The organism is Streptomyces sp. YIM S03343 (genome assembly GCF_054729195.1).
In genome coordinates, this window is sequence record NZ_JBPUKX010000001.1 from 1,969,183 (window position 1) to 1,987,159 (window position 17,977).

The 17,977-nt window shown below is 71.6% G+C and carries 12 protein-coding genes; 5 read left to right on the forward strand and 7 right to left on the reverse strand.

Annotation, left to right across the window (positions count from 1 at the left end):
• Nucleotides 1–353: 353 nt before the first annotated feature.
• Nucleotides 354–2,630, forward strand: coding sequence for an MMPL family transporter (locus tag ACSYGN_RS08485; RefSeq protein WP_460393499.1), 2,277 nt, complete (start codon nucleotides 354–356; stop codon nucleotides 2,628–2,630).
• 144 nt (nucleotides 2,631–2,774) lie between these two features.
• Entirely contained in the window at nucleotides 2,775–3,641 is an 867-nt protein-coding gene (locus ACSYGN_RS08490) for a phosphotransferase enzyme family protein (protein WP_460393501.1), read from the forward strand.
• Nucleotides 3,642–3,840: 199 nt separating this feature from the next.
• Here ACSYGN_RS08490 and ACSYGN_RS08495 read toward each other — a convergent pair whose 3' ends face one another.
• The 4 genes from ACSYGN_RS08495 to ACSYGN_RS08510 all read right to left on the reverse strand — a co-directional run bounded on the left by ACSYGN_RS08495 (nucleotide 3,841) and on the right by ACSYGN_RS08510 (nucleotide 8,465).
• Nucleotides 3,841–4,563 (reverse strand): exonuclease domain-containing protein, encoded by a 723-nt coding sequence (locus ACSYGN_RS08495; protein ID WP_460393503.1) that lies wholly within the window; start codon nucleotides 4,561–4,563, stop codon nucleotides 3,841–3,843.
• Nucleotides 4,564–4,724: 161 nt separating this feature from the next.
• Nucleotides 4,725–5,996: an SAV2148 family HEPN domain-containing protein gene (locus tag ACSYGN_RS08500; protein ID WP_460403303.1), complete on the reverse strand. Its 1,272-nt coding sequence runs from the start codon at nucleotides 5,994–5,996 to the stop codon at nucleotides 4,725–4,727.
• An 81-nt stretch (nucleotides 5,997–6,077) separates the two neighbouring features.
• On the reverse strand, nucleotides 6,078–7,412 hold the full coding sequence (locus ACSYGN_RS08505) for a copper amine oxidase (protein ID WP_460393505.1): 1,335 nt from the start codon (nucleotides 7,410–7,412) through the stop codon (nucleotides 6,078–6,080).
• A 237-nt stretch (nucleotides 7,413–7,649) separates the two neighbouring features.
• Complete coding sequence (locus tag ACSYGN_RS08510; RefSeq protein WP_460393507.1) at nucleotides 7,650–8,465, reverse strand: Tat pathway signal sequence domain protein; 816 nt, start codon at nucleotides 8,463–8,465, stop codon at nucleotides 7,650–7,652.
• Nucleotides 8,466–8,668: 203 nt separating this feature from the next.
• Between ACSYGN_RS08510 and glgX the strand changes: the two genes are divergently transcribed.
• The 3 genes from glgX (at nucleotide 8,669) to ACSYGN_RS08525 (ending at nucleotide 14,850) form a co-directional block, all read left to right on the forward strand.
• A complete protein-coding gene (gene glgX, locus ACSYGN_RS08515; protein ID WP_460393509.1) occupies nucleotides 8,669–10,810 on the forward strand; it encodes a glycogen debranching protein GlgX in 2,142 nt (713 codons plus the stop codon).
• Nucleotides 10,811–11,221: 411 nt separating this feature from the next.
• Nucleotides 11,222–13,609 carry a malto-oligosyltrehalose synthase gene (gene treY / locus ACSYGN_RS08520; RefSeq protein ID WP_460393511.1) on the forward strand — a complete coding sequence of 796 codons (2,388 nt, stop codon included), beginning with the start codon at nucleotides 11,222–11,224 and terminating at the stop codon, nucleotides 13,607–13,609.
• A gap of 785 nt (nucleotides 13,610–14,394) precedes the next feature.
• Complete coding sequence (locus ACSYGN_RS08525; RefSeq protein ID WP_460393513.1) at nucleotides 14,395–14,850, forward strand: DoxX family protein; 456 nt, start codon at nucleotides 14,395–14,397, stop codon at nucleotides 14,848–14,850.
• Nucleotides 14,851–15,045: 195 nt separating this feature from the next.
• Here the strand turns inward: ACSYGN_RS08525 and ACSYGN_RS08530 are convergent, their stop codons facing one another.
• The 3 genes from ACSYGN_RS08530 to ACSYGN_RS08540 all read right to left on the reverse strand — a co-directional run bounded on the left by ACSYGN_RS08530 (nucleotide 15,046) and on the right by ACSYGN_RS08540 (nucleotide 17,601).
• A complete protein-coding gene (locus ACSYGN_RS08530; RefSeq protein WP_460393515.1) occupies nucleotides 15,046–15,465 on the reverse strand; it encodes an SSI family serine proteinase inhibitor in 420 nt (139 codons plus the stop codon).
• Complete coding sequence (locus tag ACSYGN_RS08535) at nucleotides 15,462–16,829, reverse strand: M14 family zinc carboxypeptidase (RefSeq protein WP_460393517.1); 1,368 nt, start codon at nucleotides 16,827–16,829, stop codon at nucleotides 15,462–15,464. Before ACSYGN_RS08535 ends, ACSYGN_RS08530 begins: the two co-directional genes overlap by 4 nt.
• A 220-nt stretch (nucleotides 16,830–17,049) precedes the next feature.
• On the reverse strand, nucleotides 17,050–17,601 hold the full coding sequence (locus ACSYGN_RS08540; protein ID WP_460393519.1) for an FHA domain-containing protein: 552 nt from the start codon (nucleotides 17,599–17,601) through the stop codon (nucleotides 17,050–17,052).
• Nucleotides 17,602–17,977 lie beyond the last annotated feature (376 nt).

Consider the following 17,977-nt stretch of genomic DNA (forward strand, 5'->3'; position numbering starts at 1 on the left):
GGCGCGCAGATCAACAACCACACGCGGCTGCGGGTTATTCAACAAGGTTGAGTAATTGCGGAGAGCGCTCCGCCGACGGTTCGGGGGTGGTCCGGACCCGCTCCGGACCACCCCGGAGCCGGTCCGGATACCGGCCCGTAACCCTGAACCTCATCCCTGACATCGGCCGAAGGATGTCAGGGTCACCCGTCCTCCCCAGTGCGGAGGGGCCGCGCTCCGAGGGGAGGAGCGGGGTCCTCGGCACTTCACCGGACAGCACGACGAGATGGATTTATCCCGCCCATACCTTCGAATCGAACCGATCGAAAGGTGACGGCAGCGGGCCGTCACGACGACAAGGGGGAAAGCCCGTCATGCAGAACGGAGAATCGCGGGTGCGGGGCTTGGCCGCCCGAGCCGGCGGCTGGAGCGCACGGCACCGATGGGCGGCGGTCGGCATATGGGTGCTGTTCGTCGTCCTGGCGATGGGACTCGGTTCGGCGGCGGGCCGGGTCGATGTCAAGGAGTCCGGCCAGCTCAAGGGCGAGATCCACACCGCCGGTCAGATCATCGAAGACGCCGGGATCAAGGCTCCGGCCAGCGAGTCCGTGCTCGTCCAGGCGAGGAACGGCACCACCAAGGCCACGGACCCGGAGTTCCGGTCCGCCGTCGGCGCGGTCGTCCGGGCCGTCGAGTCGACCGGCAAGGCGACGGACGTGACCTCGCCCTACGACACGAGGACGATCTCCCGGGACGGGCACAGCGCGCTCGTGCAGTTCGACATGCGCGGTGACGCCGACACCGCCGCCGACCGGGTGGAGCCGGTGCTGAACGCCGTCGCCGGGGTCCAGAAGGACCACTCGTCGCTGCGGATCGAGGAGATCGGCGGCGCCAGTATGAACAAGCAGTACCAGGACGCGTTCGGCGACGACTTCCAGCAGGCCGAGCTGTCCGCCGTGCCCGTGGCTTTCGGCATCCTGCTGATCGCGTTCGGCGCGCTGGTGGCGGCGCTGCTGCCGGTCGCCCTGGCGATCACCGCGATCGTGGCGACGATGGGCCTGATGGGCGTCGTCAGCCATCTCCAGCCGATGAGCGACACCGCCAACTCCGTGATGCTGCTGGTCGGCATGGCGGTCGGGGTCGACTACTGCCTGTTCTATCTGCGCCGGGAGCGCGAGGAGCGGGCGGCGGGCCGGGACGCCGGGACCGCGCTGCGGATCGCCGCCGCGACCAGCGGCCGCGCCATCATCATCTCCGGTGTCACGGTGTGCGTGGCCATGGCGGGCATGCTGTTCACCGGGCTCGCCGAGTTCGAGGCGATGGGCCTGGCCTCGCTGATGGTCGTGGCGGTCGCCATGGTCGGTTCGGTGACCGTGCTGCCCGCGCTGCTGTCACTGCTGGGCGAGCGGGTCGAGAAGGGCCGCATCCCGTTCCTCGGCCGGCTCCGTGGCCGTAAAGGCGGCCGTACCGGCGGCAGCACCGAGAGCCGGTTCTGGAGCACCGTGCTGCGCGGTGTGCTGGCCAAGCCGTGGGTCGCGGTGGCGCTCGCGGCCGGGGTGCTGCTCGCCGTGGCGTCGCCCGCGCTGGGCATGAAGACCTCGCAGCTCACCCTGGACCAGGAGTTCGGCGACAAGCTGCCGATCGTCCAGACGTACAACCGGATCAACGACGCCTTCCCCGGCGGCTCAGAGCCCGCCGAGGTGGTCGTCAAGGCCAAGGACATCAACTCCGCCGAGGTGCGCGACGCACTGGTGCGGTTCAAGGACGAGGCGATCAGCTCGGGCGCCTCGCGCGGCCCGGTCGAGATCAAGGTGCACGACGCCCAGAACGTCGCCCTGGTCTATGTCCCGCTGGTCGGCGGCTCCGACATGGGCAAGGCGACGAAGAGCCTGGAGAAGCTGCGCGACGAGGTACGGCCCGCCACGCTCGGCAAGGTCGACGGCGTCCAGGCGCCGATCACCGGCCAGGTCGCCGGCTCGCACGACTTCAACGACCAGCTCCTCGGTTCCGTCGGCCCGGTCTTCGCGTTCGTCGTGGTCTTCGCCTTCCTGCTGATGCTGCTGTCCTTCCGCTCGCTGACGGTGGCGATCACCTCGATCGTGCTGAACCTGCTGTCGGTGGGGGCGGCCTACGGCATCCTCGTCGCCGTCTTCCAGCACGGCTGGGGCGCCTCACTGGTCGGCGCGGAGGGGGTGGGGGCCATCGTGACCTGGCTGCCGCTGTTCCTCTTCGTGATCCTTTTCGGTCTGTCGATGGACTACCACGTGTTCGTGGTGTCCCGGATCCGTGAGGCCCGGCTGCGCGGCCGCACCACGCGGGACGCCATCCAGCACGGCGTGGTCACCACGGCCGGTGTCGTCACCAGCGCCGCCGCCATCATGGTCGCGGTGTTCGCGATCTTCGGCACGCTGTCCATGCAGTCGATGAAGCAGATGGGCGTCGGCCTCGCGGCGGCGGTGCTCATCGACGCGACGCTCATCCGGGGTGTGCTGCTCCCGGCGGTGATGGCGCTGCTGGGCGAGCGCAACTGGTACCTGCCGACCTGGCTGCGCTGGCTGCCCGACCTCAGCCACGACGAGTCGCCCGTGGCGGTGACCAGGGTGGTCCGGGGCGAGGACGAGGACGAGACCGAGCCCGCCAAGGTGTTGTGACCTCCTCTCCCTTGGCCCCCTTGGACAGAGGGCCCGCCGGTTCCGGGGACCGGCGGGCCCTCGCCCGTGCCCCGGCACGGACACCGGGTGCGAGACTGACCGCCGGACGGCCCTGGATCACGGGTCGGAGGCGAAGGCGGGCGGATGGACGAGGCACAGGCGCGGGACGTACTGACCAGGGCCGGGGTGCTGCCCACCACGTCCGCCCGGGACGCCCGCCTCCTCGCCCTGGGCGAGAACGCCGTGTTCGCCGCCGGTGACCTGGTCGTCAAGGTGGGCCGCGACGCCGAACTCCTCGACCGTGCCCGCCGTGAACTGGCCGTCACGGTATGGCTGGCCGGGGCCGGTGTCCCGGCGGTACGGGCGGCCGATCCGGAACCACGGCTCGTCGAGGGCCACCCGGTCACGGTGTGGCAGCGGCTGCCCGACCCGGTACGCCCCGCCGAGCCACAGGATCTGGCCCACCTCCTCCGCCAGGTCCACGCCCTGCCCGCCCCGCCCTTCCCCCTCCCGCCCCGCGACCTGCTGGGCGGAGTGGAACGCTGGCTGCGCCTGGCCGGCGACGCGATCCCCCCGGCGGACGCGGCCTACCTCCGCGCCCGCCGCGACACCTACGCCGCCGCGGCAGCATCCCTGACTCCCCACCTCCCACCCGGCCCGATCCACGGCGACGCCCTCCCCCGCAATGTGCACATCACCCCCGACGGCCCGGTCCTCATGGACCTGGAGACCTTCTCCACCGACCTGCGCGAACACGACCTGGTGGTCATGACCCTGACCCGAGACCGCTACGGCCTGCCCCCCGAGTCCTACGCAGCCTTCACCAAGGCCTACGGCTGGGACGTAAGCGACTGGGACGGCTGCGAAACCCTCCGAGCCGCCCGAGAAACAGCAAGCTGCGCCTGGGTAGCCCAACACACCCCGACAAACCCAAGAGCCCTGACCGAGTTCACCCGCAGAGTGGCCTCACTACGCACAGCAGACGAAACGGTGCGGTGGCACTCGTTCTGAGCAACTCCGCGGTCTTTCAGGGGCGCGGGGCTGTATCGATATGCGGCTCCGCCGCGATGGGGGTACCTCCCTGCTCGAACGAAGTTGAGAGCTTGGGGGAGCGACAAGCCACAACCCACGCGCAAATGACGCACAACAGCAACCACCCCATCAGGGGCGCGGGGAACTGCGCGAGAACCCCCACGCACCCGCACCGAATTCAGCACCGCACCCCGGAGGGGGACCGCATCGGCCACGTCCCGTCCACCACAGCCCCCGCATCCCCCTTGCCCCGCAAGAACGCCTGAAAGTCCGCCGCCCAAGCCGCGTACCACTCGACCTGCCGCCGATGCAGCTCCGCAGGAGCCAGCGCCGCGACCTTCCCGTGCCGGCAGGCGATCGCCCCCGCAAGCCGCGCAGCCGCCAGCGCATCGGCCGAGGCGTCGTGCGCCCGCCCCACGGCTATCCCGTACTCCGCGCACACCGCCTCAAGGTTCCTCTTCCCGGGCCGGTACCTCTCGACCCGCCGGTCGATGGTGTACGGGTCGATGACCGGTGCGGGCTCCCGCCCGCCCAGCCGCTCCCGCAGCGAAGCCAGCCCGTACCGCCGCAGCTCGGCGGAGAGCAGCGTGAGATCGAACGCCGCGTTGTACGCGACGACCGGCACGCCGGAGTTCCAGTACCCCACCAGCACATCGGCGATCGCGTCGGCCACCTGGTCCGCCGGACGGCCCTCGCTCGCCGCCCGCTCGTTGCTGATCCCGTGGACCGCCACCGCGTCCGCCGGGATCTCCACCCCCGGGTCGGCGAGCCACTCCCGGCTCCCGAGCGGCTGTCCGTCCTTGACCTCTATCACGGCGCCCGTGACGATGCGCGCCTCACCCGGATCGGTCCCGGTCGTCTCCAGGTCGAAGCCGATCAGCAGCTCCCGGTGCCAGCCCATGGCGGCCCCCCTTTCGTGGTGCTCTCCCCCAGTGATCTCCACCATCGCATGCGCCACTGACAATCAGACGCCCGCGTTCCGCTCATGCCGGCGGGCAGGCTCCCCAGCCGCCCCCGAAGCCCGATGAAAACCCGATGAAAACCCGATTCAACCCGGTGAACTCAGGACACCGGGCGCGAATCCGCCCACATCTGCTCGAACTCCTCGCGGTAGGCGGGAAAGAGCCCGCCCTCGTCGATCTCGTCCGACTTGACGACCCTGCTCCCGCCCCGCAGCACGAACACCGGCGTCTCCATCCCGCGGCTGCGCCGCAGATAGGCCTGCACGACGGCGACACCGTCGGTGCCGTCGCCGTCGACCAGGTAACAGGTGAACCGCGGTGTCTCGTCGTAGACCTGGATCTCGAAGGCACCGGGATCACGCAGCCGCGAGCGCACCCGGCGCATGTGCAGGATGTTCATCTCGACCGAGCGGGACAGTTCGCCCCGTTTCATCCCGAGTTCGCGTTCTCGGCGCTTCACCGCGCTGGAGGCCGGGTTGAGGAACAGCAGCCGTACCCGGCAGCCCGCCTCGGCCAGCCGCACCAGCCGGCGGCCGGAGAAGTTCTGCACGAGGAGGTTGAGGCCGATGCCGATGACGTCCAGCCGGCGGGCGCCGCCGAAGATGTCCTCGGCGGGGAACTGCCGCAGCAGCCGTACCCGGTCGGGGTGCACCGCGACGACGTCTGCGTACCGGTCGCCGACCAGGTCCTCGACGGCGTCGACGGGCAGCCGTCTCGCGGAGGGCACGTCGCTGCCCGCGCCGAGGATCTCCAGCAGCCGGGCGGAGGCCCGTTCGGCCTGGCTGAGCACGGCCTCGGACAGCGCGCGGTTGCGGGAGACGACGTTGCGGGTCACCTCCAGCTCGTCCAGGGCGAGTTCGACGTCGCGGCGCTCGTCGATGTACGGCTCGAAGCACGGCCAGTGCTGCACCATCAGCTCGCGGAGCTGCGGCAGGGTCAGGAAGCTGATCACGTTGTCGTCGGCCGGGTCCAGCAGGTAGCCCTTGCGGCGGCTGACTTCGCGTACCGCGACGGCGCGCTGCACCCATTCCTGTCCGGCCGGTCCGGCCGCGGCGACCACCCAGTCGTCCCCGTGGACGGGTTCGTAGACGGGGCGCAGCACCGCGGCGACGACGGCGCGCAGCCGCTGTTCCACGAGGTTCAGCCAGATGTAGGCCCGGCCGGCCCGCTGGGCCCGGACGCGTACCTCGTGCCAGGCGCCGGCGTCCCAGTCCAGCTCCGGGCCAATGGCCCCCGCCGCGTTCATCGGACGCGCCAAGGACACCGCGCCGGGCGGGACTTCTGCCGAGTTCCCCTCGTGACCGTCGTCACCAGGGGGCAACTCAAGCCCTCCCGAGCCCACCCGTGCACCGCCTTCCGCTCCCCCGAGCACTCCCTGTCCCAACGATCAAGGAAGGGTACTCCGGGAGCGGTCGGCGGTGCAGCCGGATGGACAAGAGGATTCCGAAGTGTCCTACCGCCAGTGACCGTTCTGTGAAGCGAGCTCGGCGGGGGTGAGCGGGTTCATGGCCGTGACGTCGCGCGGAGCGATGGAGAAGCCCTGCCAGTGCACCGGCATGGGCTGCTGGTCCTCGTCACGGGCGATGTGATGGAATCCCACGTTCACCCACACCACGGGGTGAGTCAGCGTCTGCCCGTTGACCCAGGTGTCCACCGACCTGCCGTGCCCGGCACCGCAGTCGAGCGGATTGCCGCTGGCGTACTGCTCGCACTTGTTGTACTCGGTGAAGTACACGTCATGCCGGGTGAAGCCGCGGCCCGGGTACTTGGCCGTGGCACCCTGCACGATCTCGTACGAGCGCGGGTGGTCGTCGTTGTTCTTGCCCGCGGTGCTCACGACCCGCCACCAGCGCATGTCCTTGGCGTCGCCCGCGAGTTCCTTGGTGACCTTGGTGAGCGTCGTGCGGTTGGTCGGGGCCTCCTGGCCGTGGGCGGGCGGGCTGACCACCGAGTCGTACTGCTCGACGCGGGACTTGGAGGAGCCGTCGAGGCCGAAGTCGAGCCGCCAGAAGATGTTGTGGCTGTGGCTGGTGGCGTACGCCTTGGCGCCCTTGCCGAGGGGCCAGCCGCGGCCGTCGCCCGCGTCGTAGTCGTCGGGCGAAAGGCTGCCGGTCGCACCGGCGTTCATGCTGATCAGCCCGTCGTCCTGGAAGCGCCACTCGGTGATGTACTCGTACCAGCCGACCTTGTTGACGGTGTAGAGCAGCAGATCCTTGCCCTGCGCCTGGTAGTTCTTCCCGTTGGTGTCGCTGAGCATGTGGTACGCGTGGCCGCGCGAACGGGTGGTGGCGCACAGGCCCTTGACGTTCGGCGTCGAGGAGTAGAAGGGGTCGGTGACCTTGACGGTCCTGATGGTGCCGCCGGGGCATTCGGCGGGCGTCAGATTCAGCAGGCCTTTGCCGAAGTTGTAGTCGGTCACGTCGCTGTACTCGACGCTGCCGTCGTCGTACGGCACATCGATCTGGGCGAGCTTGGCGCTGTTCAGGACCTTGATCGGCGCGGCGGCGCCGGGCGGCTGGTAGGAGATGTCGTCCAGGACCACCCCGGACCGGCTCTCGAAGCGCCAGCACATCCGCCAGGTCGTGCCGGTGGAGAGCTTCTGCTCGATCTGGTAGGCGGCGCTGCACGAGGCGGCGGCCGGGGCGGCGGGTGCCGCCTTCGGACCGGCGAAGGCCGGGGCGGTCGCCGTGCCACCGAAGGCGAGTGCGGCGGCCACGAGCAGGCCGGCCGCGGCCCGCCCACGCGGCACCCTGCGGCGGGCGGCACGGCTGTTTCTGCTTTCGCGCATGACGAAGTCGCTCCCTTGCGGAGGTAAGGAGGTGCGGAGGTGCAGAGAAGGCAAGTTGCGTTGGAAAAACGAACGGACACCGTCGCCCCGAGCGGATCACGACCGGCAGGAGCGGGTCACGGCTGTCTGATGCGCATCGCGGCTGCCCGGCGCGGATCACGACCGCCAGGAACCGACTGGGGCCGTCAGGAACCGACCGCGGTCATCCGGCACCGACCGCCGTCGCCCGGTCGCGGTTCAGCCGAGCCTGACGACCTTGCGGGCGCTCAGGTCGATCACGAAGTCCCGGGTGTCGATCCACGCACCGTTCTTGATCTTCGGGAACAGCCGGGTGCAGCGGTGCTCGCCGCAGGCGGTGAGCGCGGCAGGCCGGACGCCCGGGACGGCCCGGAAGACCATGCTGGTGAGCGTCAGCTGGTCCGGGGAGGTCAGCTCTTTGCCGGTGGCGTCCTTGTAGTCCGCCTTCAGGCCCGCACCCAGCGGATCGGCGATCAGCAACCGGGCTGCCTCGGTCTGCTCGGCGAGGCTGAGCGGCGGCTGCACACCGTGCTGCTCGGAGGTCTCCACGACCTTGCCGGTGTCCAGGTCCACCGTCCGGGTGACGACGCTGTCGTCCCGGTAGTCGTAGTACGTCACGTCGGCGCGCCGCGCCGCGTCCGGGGCGTCCACCTCGTCCGCGTCGGGCTCCGCCAGCTCGACGGTCAGGCGCTGCGGGCCGCGGGCGCCCGTGACGCTCTCACCGGAGTCGAGCAGCTGCCGGTTCAGCGCGATCCGCTCGACACGCTTCACCTCGTCGTCGGTGAGCGGGTCGAGGCCCTTGCCCTTCTCCCCCTCGGCGGGGGCCGCCCGGACGACACCCGGCGCGACCGCGCCGCCGCCCCCGTCGGCCCGGTCGGCCTGGGCCGACCGATCGCTGCCGCTGCCGCCCCCGCCCTTCTCGTCCGCCCCGGCCGTGCCCGGCAGGGTGATCGCCACCATCACGGCCGTCCCGGCCACCGCGACGGCCGCGCCGGCCATCACCTTGCCCAGATGACGGCGCACTGTCCCTCTCACGTAGTTCCCCCTACTTCCCCTGAGTCCACGGGAGCACGTGTTCGACCCGATTGGTCACCCTTGGCAGGAATGCGGGCCGCTCCACCGTGTATGCACTGGTCGAGCGGTAAGAGGGGCGTAAGTCACAGGTGGTTCCATCACTTTCGGGGAGACTCGGTGACAAGGCCCCCCGAACGGCGCGGCAACCTGAAAGAGTCGTCACCATGCAGGTCTGGCCTGGCGAGGCGTATCCCCTCGGTGCCACGTACGACGGCGCCGGCACCAATTTCGCGGTCTACTCGGAGGCCGCGGACCGAGTAGAGCTGTGTCTGCTGCACGACGACGGCTCGGAGACGGCGGTGGAGCTCAAGGAGTCCGACGCATTCGTACGGCACGCGTACTTGCCGGGCGTCATGCCAGGGCAGCGCTACGGCTTCCGGATGCACGGACCGTACGCGCCCGAGCGCGGACTGCGCTGCAACTCCGCGAAACTGCTGCTCGACCCCTACGCGAAGGCGATCAGCGGCTCGGTGCACTGGGGCGAGGAGGTCTACGGCTACCACTTCGACGCCCCCGAGCAGCGCAACGACCTCGACTCCGCGCCGCACACCATGACGTCGGTCGTGGTCAACCCGTACTTCGACTGGGGCGACGACCGGCGCCCGCGCACCGGGTACCACCACACGGTGATCTACGAGGCCCATGTGAAGGGCCTCACCATGTGCCACCCGGGGCTGCCGGAGGAGCTGCGCGGCACCTACGCGGCGCTCGCGCACCCGGCCATCATCGACCATCTCACCTCGCTCGGCGTCACCACGCTCGAACTGATGCCCGTACACCAGTTCGTCAACGACCACCGGCTGGCCGACATGGGCCTCGGCAACTACTGGGGCTACAACACCATCGGCTTCTTCTCCCCGCACAACGCGTACGCCTCGTGGGGCGACCGCGGCCAGCAGGTCCTGGAGTTCAAGTCGGCGGTGCGCGCGCTGCACGAGGCGGGCATCGAGGTCATCCTCGACGTGGTCTACAACCACACCGCCGAGGGCAACCACATGGGCCCGACGCTGTCCTTCCGGGGCATCGACAACGCGTCGTACTACCGCCTGGCGGACGACCGGCGCTACTACACGGACACCACCGGCACCGGAAACTCGCTGCTGATGCGGTCCCCGCACGTGCTCCAGCTGATCATGGACTCGCTGCGCTACTGGGTCACCGAGATGCATGTCGACGGCTTCCGCTTCGACCTCGCGGCGACCCTGGCCCGGCAGTTCCACGAGGTGGACCGGCTGTCGTCGTTCTTCGACCTCGTGCAGCAGGACCCGGTGGTCTCCCAGGTGAAGCTGATCGCGGAGCCCTGGGACGTGGGCGAGGGCGGCTACCAGGTGGGCAATTTCCCGCCGCTGTGGACCGAGTGGAACGGCAAGTACCGGGACACCGTGCGCGACCTGTGGCGGGGCGAGCCGCGGGCACTCGCGGAGTTCGCCTCCCGCCTCACCGGCTCCTCCGACCTCTACCAGGACGACGGACGCCGCCCGCTGGCCTCCATCAACTTCGTGACCTGTCACGACGGCTTCACGCTGCGCGACCTCGTGTCGTACAACGAGAAGCACAACCAGGCCAACGGCGAGGACAACCGCGACGGCGAGAACCACAACCGATCGTGGAACTGCGGCGTGGAGGGCGACACCGACGACCCGGTGGTGCTGGAGCTGCGCGCCCGGCAGACCCGGAACTTCCTCGCCACGCTGATGCTGTCCCAGGGCGTGCCCATGCTCAGCCACGGCGACGAGCTGGGGCGCACCCAGCACGGCAACAACAACGCGTACTGCCAGGACAGCGAAGTGGCCTGGGTGCAGTGGCCCGACCCGGACGGAGGGGCCGAGGCGGGCGAGGGCGAGGAGGACAGCACGCTGCTGGACTTCACGCGCGCGATGGTGTGGCTGCGCAAGGACCATCCCGTCTTCCGCAGGCGCCGCTTCTTCCACGGGCGGCCCGTGGAGGGCACCCACGACGACCTCTCCGACATCGCCTGGTTCACCCCGGAGGGCAGGGAGATGACCCAGCGGGACTGGGACTCGGCGCCCGCTTCGGCGATGTCGGTGTTCCTGAACGGCAACGCGATCTCGGAGCCGGGCTCGCGCGGCCAGCGCATCGCCGACGACTCGTTCCTGCTGCTGTTCAACGCCTCCCCGCAGACCCTCGACTTCGTCGTGCCGGTCGATCACGGCCGCCAGTGGCAGATCGTGGTCGACACGGGCCGCCCGGAGGGCGTACCACCGGGCACGGGCGAGAAGGTGGAGGCCGGGGAGCGACTGACACTGGTGGACCGCAGCATGGCCGTGCTGCGGCGGCCGGCGTAGGCGGCGGTCCGGCGCGGTCTGACGGCGGTCTGACGGCGGTCCGACGGCGGTCCGACGGCGGTCTGGCCGCCGCCTCGGGCATCACGCGCGCGTGGCCGCATTTATGGGCGGCACGCGCGCGGGTGCCCTCCGGGCGGGTTCGCGCGTTCGACGGGGCGGGTCGGTCCGCTGGCCCGGCGGGCCCGGCCGGTCCGGCGGGTACGCACTCGAAGCGGGCGGCACGCACCGTTCCGCGGGTCCGGCGGGGCCCGCAGACCCGCGAGCCCGACGGGCCCGGCCGATCCACGGATCCGATCGATCCGCAGGTCCAGCCGATCCGCGCTCGAAGCGGGCCGCACGCGCGGGCGAGCGCCCGTGGATCAGCGGCGGGCCGATGACACGAATTCCGCCGCGGCGGGTACGTAGGAGTCCATGACACCTGAGCGCCCCGAAGCGGAAGTGCCCACGGCCACCTACCGGCTCCAGCTCCAGCCCGGCTTCCCGTTCGCCTCCGCGGCGGCGGCCGTGCCGTATCTGGCGTCGCTCGGCGTCTCGCATCTGCATCTGTCGCCCGTCCTGGAGGCCGTCCCGGGCTCCCTGCACGGCTACGACGTCGTGGACCACGCGCGCGTGCGCGAGGAGCTGGGCGGCGAGGAGGGCCTGCGCGCGCTGGCGCGCACCGCGCGGGAGCACGGGCTCGGTCTGGTGGCCGACATCGTGCCCAACCACATGGCGATGGTCCCGCGGCACAACCACGCCCTGTGGGAGGTGCTGCGGGAGGGCCCCGGATCGCCGTACGCGCGCTGGTTCGACATCGACTGGCCTGCCCAGGACGGCCGCGTCCTGCTGCCCGTCCTCGGCGGGCCGCTCGGCGCGGAGCTGGACCGGCTGGAGGTCGACGGCGATGTGCTGCGCCACTACGACCAGACGTTCCCGCTGCGTGCGGGCACCGAGGGACTGCCGCTGCCACGGCTGCTGGACGCCCAGTGGTACCGCCTGGCGTGGTGGCGGCTGGCCCGCACGGAACTGAACTACCGGCGGTTCTTCAGTATCTCGGAGCTGATCGGGGTGCGGGTGGAGGACCCGGAGGTGTTCGACGCCACCCACGGCAAGATCCTCCAGCTCCTGGACGAGGGCGTCCTCGACGGGCTGCGCGTCGACCACCCCGACGGCCTCGCCGACCCCGGCGGCTATCTCGCGCGCCTGCACAAGGCCACCGGGGGGCGCTGGACGGTCGTGGAGAAGATCCTCGCGGACGGCGAGCGGCTGCCCGCCGCCTGGCCCGTGGCAGGCACCACGGGCTACGACGCCCTGCGCCGCGTGGACGGCGTCTTCACCGACCCGGTGGGGGCCGAGGGCCTGCTCGGCCGGTACCGGCGGCACGCGGCCCCGCCGCCGGACCGCGGCGGCGACTGGGCGGCGACGGTACGGCGCGCGGCGCACGAGGTGATCACGCACGAGCTGGCCGCCGAGCTGGACCGGCTGACCCGGGTGGCGGTCCGGCTGTGCGCCGCGGTGCCCGGCCTCACCCTTCGCGACCGGGCGCCCTGGGCGCTCCGGGCGGCGCTGCGGGAGCTGCTGGTCCGGATGGAGGTCTACCGGCCCTACGGCCCCGACGACGCGGCCGCCGTCGTCACCGAGGCAGCCGCCGAGGAGGCGCGGCGTGCGTTCACCGTCCCGGAGGAGGCGGAGGCGGTCGGCGTCGTACGGGGCCTGCTGCTCGCGTCGGCCGACGACGGCGGGCACGACCCGCGCGACCTGGCGGAGTTCCACGCGCGGTTCGCGCAGACCTCGTCGGCGCTGCGCGCGAAGTCCGTCGAGGACACGGCGTTCTACCGCTATGTGCCGCTGCTGTCCGCGACCGAGGTGGGCGGCGACCCGGGCGCCCCCGCCGTGTCACCGGAGGACTTCCACGCGTACTGCGCGCGCGTGCAGCGCGACTGGCCGCTCACCGGGACCGCCGTGTCCACTCACGACACCAAGCGCAGCGCCGACGTACGGGCGGCCCTGGCGGTACTGACCGAGTGCCCGGACCGCTGGGCCGACACGCTGGCCGAGGCCGAGGCGGGGGGTGAGGGGGTGCCGGACGCGCAGTTGGCGTGGGCGGCCTGGCAGACAGTGTTCGGACTCGGCCCGGCAGCCGCCGAGCGGGTCCAGGGGGCGCTGCTGAAGCATGTGAGGGAGGCGGGGCTGCACACCAGTTGGACGGAGCAGCAGCCGGCGTACGAGGAGGCAGTGGCGGCGTTCGTGGCGGCGGGGCCGTGCGGGGCGCCCGGCGAGCGTGTCGCGGCCCTCCGCGCCGTCCTGGAGCCGCACATCCGGGCGAACGTCCTGGGCACGGCCCTGGTCCATCTGACGATGCCGGGCGTGCCGGACATCTACCAGGGCACGGAGAGCGAGTACCGGGCCCTGGTGGACCCCGACAACCGCAGCCCGGCACCGTTGTCGCCGGACGCATCCGGCGACAAGGACGAGCTGACGGCGGCGGCACTGCACCTGCGCGCAAGACGCCCGCAAACCTTCGGCGAGTCGGCGACCTACACCCCTCTGCCCGCCGAGGGCCCGGCGGCACCCCACTGCCTGGCCTTCACCCGCTCCGGCCGGACGATCACAGCGGTCACCCGCCTCTCCCTCCGCCTGGCGGAATCGGGCGGCTGGCGTGACACCAGCCTCCCCCTCCCCCCGGGCCACTGGACCGACCTCCTGACCCCGAACCACCACTTCGAGACCCAGGCCCACCTGACAGACCTCTTCGCCGACCTGCCGGTGGCCCTCCTGGAACGCACAGACGGACCCGATACCGATGGGCAGGGCGGGTGACAGCACCGCTGGGCGGGACCGCGAGGCGTACCACGGGAGTCCGCACAGCAGCGGTGGCAAGCCGTCAACGCACCCCACCTCGTCGCCCTCGTCCGCGCCGGAGCCCGCTTTCGAACGCGGCCTGCCCGTCGAGCGCCGGAACTGGGTGGCGTAGGCAGCATTCGGCGTGCCGGGCGGGCTCCGGACGCTCGCCGCGTCGCCAAAGCATCCTGACGATTCCGCCGGGATCACGGGACGGGACCCGAGTGGTGCACTCGCCCGAGGTGTCGGTGCCGGTGCCGGTGCCGGTGCCGGTGCCGGTGTCTGTGTCTGTGTCTGTGTCTGTGTCGGCGGTGCGTGTGACCACTCTCATAAAGGTGGAACCGGATCTGCGACGCACGGCCGACGGCCAGCTCGCGCGGCGCTCGAGACCGGGCAGTGCCGACCGCACACGGCCAACGGTCGCACCACCGGCGGCCCGGACGGGACGCCACGCCCCGCCAGCTGACCGGCCGTCAAAGTCGGCCGCACGCTCAGCGGTTCGCTTCCGGTGTACCGACGGAAGGCGTGCACCGGGTGATCGCGGCGCAAGCCCGTACGTGGGACGCCGATGCGGTCACGAGAGCCGTCCGCCGTGCCGCGGCGGTCGAAGCGGAAGCGGAAACGGAATCCCGGGAACGGGCAGATGTTGAACTTGCAACTATTGAACGGGTCTGCCTAGCGTAGGTCCACCATTCGGTACCGCGGCCCCCAAGTGGGCCGGCTCCTGCCCGGGCCGTGCCTCGAACCGAAGGAGTTCGTCCCTCATGACCGGACGCCTCAACAGCGCCCAGCCCTACGTTCTCGGCCTGTACCGCATCGTCGTCGGTCTGCTCTTCGCCGCCCATGGCGCCGCCTCGCTCTTCGGCGTCCTCGGCGGAGCCGTCGGCACCAAGGGCGGCACCATCGACGCCGGGACCTGGCCCGGCTGGTACGCAGCCGTGATCCAGCTGGTCTGCGGCGGCCTCGTACTGCTCGGCTTCGGCACCCGTGCCGCCGCGTTCCTCGCCTCGGGATCGATGGCGTACGCGTACTTCGACATGCACCAGCAGACGGCCCTGTGGCCGATCCAGAACGGCGGCGAGGCCTCGGCGATGTTCTGCTGGGCTTTCTTCCTGCTGGTCTTCACCGGATCCGGGGCGTTGGGACTGGACCGGTTGTTCGCCAGGCGGGCAGCGTCTGGGACCGAGCGGTCGGCCGGCAAGGCCCCGGTCCCGGCCTGACCGCAGCCGACGGTCCGCAACCGGCACCGTGCAACGAAGGCGCCCCCCGTCACAAGCAGGGGGCGTCTTGGCGATTTTCGCCCGCCTTCGGCTCCCAGCAGCCATCAAGCAGTCAGGGCGCAGCCCCCGAGCACCGCTACGGGCCCCGGGGCTGAGCCCCGGGGCAGGTGGGGGCCGGGGCGGCGGAGCCGCGGGTCAGGCGTCGAGGGCGAAGACGTCGCGCGTGTGGGCGGTCATCTCACACGTGTTGGCGAAGGTGTGCGCGTAGGCGACCCGCTTGCCGTTCCAGACACCCTCCGCCTGGGCGGTGACCGGCGCGTAGATCATCGGGCAGATGACCTCCTTGTGCGGAACGGCACCGATGTCGCCGGAGGCCGCCTCGAGTTCGGCGCAGGCGTCGGCGGCGTGGGCGTGGCCCTGGGGCGGGTCGCACATCAGGAGGCTGCTGCGGCTGCCGCCCGCGCGCGCCTCGCCGTGGGTGACGGTGACGTAGAGCCAGTTGCCGTTGCCGTGCGCGTGCGGGGCCGCCTGGGCGGGCACCGGGCCGGCGGCGAGGAGGGCGGTGGCGGCGAGCAGAGCGCCGCGCACGGCTGTCGCTCGGGTGAAGTGGTTCATTCCCGGTGCATCGGCACGGCGGCCTCCGTACCCCAGTCCGGCTCACCCGAACGGGAACGCACGCGCGGGCGGCGCGCGGCGAGCGCAAGGGCGCTGAGGACCACGCGCGCCTGGTACTCGGCCTGGCGGGAGACGGGGATCCAGCGCGCCTGGAAGCCGTCGCGGTACTCGGCGCACCAGGTGTCGATCAGTCCGTCCAGGTCGGGCAGCACCCCGGCCGGGTCGTGGCCGGAGCCGCGCACGAGGCGGTACAGGAGGCCCGCCGTGCGCAGGGCGAGCCGCCGTCCGGAGATGCTCAGGGCGACCAGATGGCCGGTGCTGAGCGGCGGCAGCCGGAGCGCGGTGCCGTCGTCGGTGTCGGGGTCCCAGGCGTCGGCGAGCCCGGGGCAGACGAGCAGGTAGTCGTCGACGGGGGCGAGCAGGCGGGCCGTGTCGGGGGCGTCGGCGAGATGGGGCCGCAGGCGCTCCAGAAGGCGCTCCAGGAGCCGCGTGTCGGCGCGCAGGGTACGGCTGACGGTGCGCAGCAGGGTGTCCCGGTCGGCGGGCGGGGAGCCGTCCTCCACGGCGGTCACGCCCCACATGGGCGCCTCGACGACGGCGGTCACCGTGCCGTGCCGCTGGGGGTGGAACCATGTCGACTCGACGGCGGCCTCGGTGATGGCGGCGGCCCGGCTGCCGGGGCGCGGCGGGGGGATGCGGTAGACGGCGGGGCCGAGGCGGGGCCAGTACAGGGCGTCGTAGGGACCGAGTTCGCGCGGGATGCCGAGTCCGGCCGCGATGCGGGCGAGGCGCGGGGCGAGGCCGGGCAGGTCCCTGGTGAGCTCCACGAAGCCGCCGCCGACGTCGACGCCGTGCAGGGAGCACTGGAAGAAGGGCCGCAGTTCGTCCTGGAGGCCGAGCAGCGCGCGGGTCTCCGGCAGGGCCGCGGCGGCGGGGCCGTCGGGCAGCCATTCGGGCTGTTCGGCGAAGCCGGGCCGGAAGAAGTTCCGGAAGTAGCGGCCCAGGGTGTACGGGCCGGTCAGCCAGCCCTCGTTGCGGCGGGAGCCGTCAGGGTCGAGGCAGAGCAGCAGGTCGAGGGTGGTGTCGGTGTCCTCGCCGCGGCCCTGGCCAGCCAGCGCCCGCTCGGCGAGCCGCAGGACGGTGGCGCCGCCGACGGGCTCGTTGGCGTGCGGTCCGGCGACGACGAGGGCGTGGCGGTCGCCTCGGCCCACGGAGAGCAGCCACAGGGGTGTGCCCGCGCGTGAGGTGCCGACGCGGCGCAGCCGGGCGTGCCGGGGGTGGCGGGCTGCGAGCGCGGCGGCGCGCTCGCCCAGCTCGTCGACGGACGGGTAACGGAGGCGTGGCGGCAGGACACACCTCCACAATGCGGCGCCGTCGCTTCACCTGGTGTGCATGGTGTACACACAGTCAGTCACGAGTGGCGGGGTACGTCAACACCACAACGAAAGAAACCTTTCTTCAAACCTTTGTCCACCAACCGGCCCCCGGGCTGCGGCCCGCTGCCGACTCCCCCGCTGCCGACTCCCCCGCCGCAGACGCCCGCCCGGTCGCCGAGCGCCACACCGGTTCAAGCGCCACACCAATTCAGTTCGCAGACAGACGGAACATCATCCGCCCGAAGCCGATCTGGTCGCCCTCGCGGACGACGGCGGCGCCGATCACCCGGCGCCCGTTCACCGTCGTGCCGTTGGTCGAGCCGAGGTCCCTGAGCACCCACATGCCGCCCTGCATCCGCAGCTCGGCGTGGACCCGGGAGACGGTCTCGTGGGTGAGCCGCAGGCCGCTGGCGGGGTCGCGGCCTATGAGCAGCGTCCGGCCGCCCGCGGGGTGCGGCAGCAGCAGCTTGGGCAGCCGCTCGGCCCGCCAGGCGCGCCGCAGCCGTACGGTGAAGCCGGAGACCGCCTCGACGGTGCCGAACACCGCGCGCGACAAGCGGTTCTCCTGCGGCAGGTCCGCGGTGAGCACCGCGAGTTCGTCGCTGTGCCGGGCGGCCAGGGCGAGTTCCATGCGCCGTACGAACGTGTCGTGCGACAGCCGTCCCATGGCGACACCGTCGCGCAGCACCTTCAACGCCTTGTCGCGCTCCGCGTCGGACGGCCGCGCGGGGTACGTGTGGAACTCGAATGACGACGTCACAGTGGTGATTGTCGGTCAGTGAACCCCGGGTGTCCAGAAACCGAGAAGCGCACGCCTCACGCGCGTACCGGGTGACACCTGGCGTAATAGGGGTGATTCAAAGGTGATTCCGGGGCGGATCGATCTCGTTTGGCGCACGATGGACGGGCAGACGCGGGGTCTGGCCAGAGCTAGTGCCCCGGCAGGCAACGTTTGCCCGTGAAGGAGCGGCGTCCGGTGCGTGCTCTCGGCGTGCCGGCCGGAAGCCCTCGTACTGGACGTACTTGGGCTTTCGGCCGGTGCGGCGAGAGTGCGTGCCGGGCGTCGCGACGGGGCGAATGTTGCCTGTCGGGGCACTAGGCGAGCGACAGGCCCCACCTCCCGGCATCCCGGTGAG

Coding starts and splice junctions, on each gene's coding strand:
- ACSYGN_RS08485 (WP_460393499.1), top strand. CDS start 354: ATGCAGAACGGAGAATCGCGGGTGCGGGGCTTGGCCGCCCGAGCCGGC.
- ACSYGN_RS08490 (WP_460393501.1), top strand. CDS start 2,775: ATGGACGAGGCACAGGCGCGGGACGTACTGACCAGGGCCGGGGTGCTG.
- ACSYGN_RS08495 (WP_460393503.1), bottom strand. CDS start 4,563: ATGGGCTGGCACCGGGAGCTGCTGATCGGCTTCGACCTGGAGACGACC.
- ACSYGN_RS08505 (WP_460393505.1), bottom strand. CDS start 7,412: ATGCGCGAAAGCAGAAACAGCCGTGCCGCCCGCCGCAGGGTGCCGCGT.
- glgX (WP_460393509.1), top strand. CDS start 8,669: ATGCAGGTCTGGCCTGGCGAGGCGTATCCCCTCGGTGCCACGTACGAC.
- treY (WP_460393511.1), top strand. CDS start 11,222: ATGACACCTGAGCGCCCCGAAGCGGAAGTGCCCACGGCCACCTACCGG.
- ACSYGN_RS08525 (WP_460393513.1), top strand. CDS start 14,395: ATGACCGGACGCCTCAACAGCGCCCAGCCCTACGTTCTCGGCCTGTAC.
- ACSYGN_RS08530 (WP_460393515.1), bottom strand. CDS start 15,465: ATGAACCACTTCACCCGAGCGACAGCCGTGCGCGGCGCTCTGCTCGCC.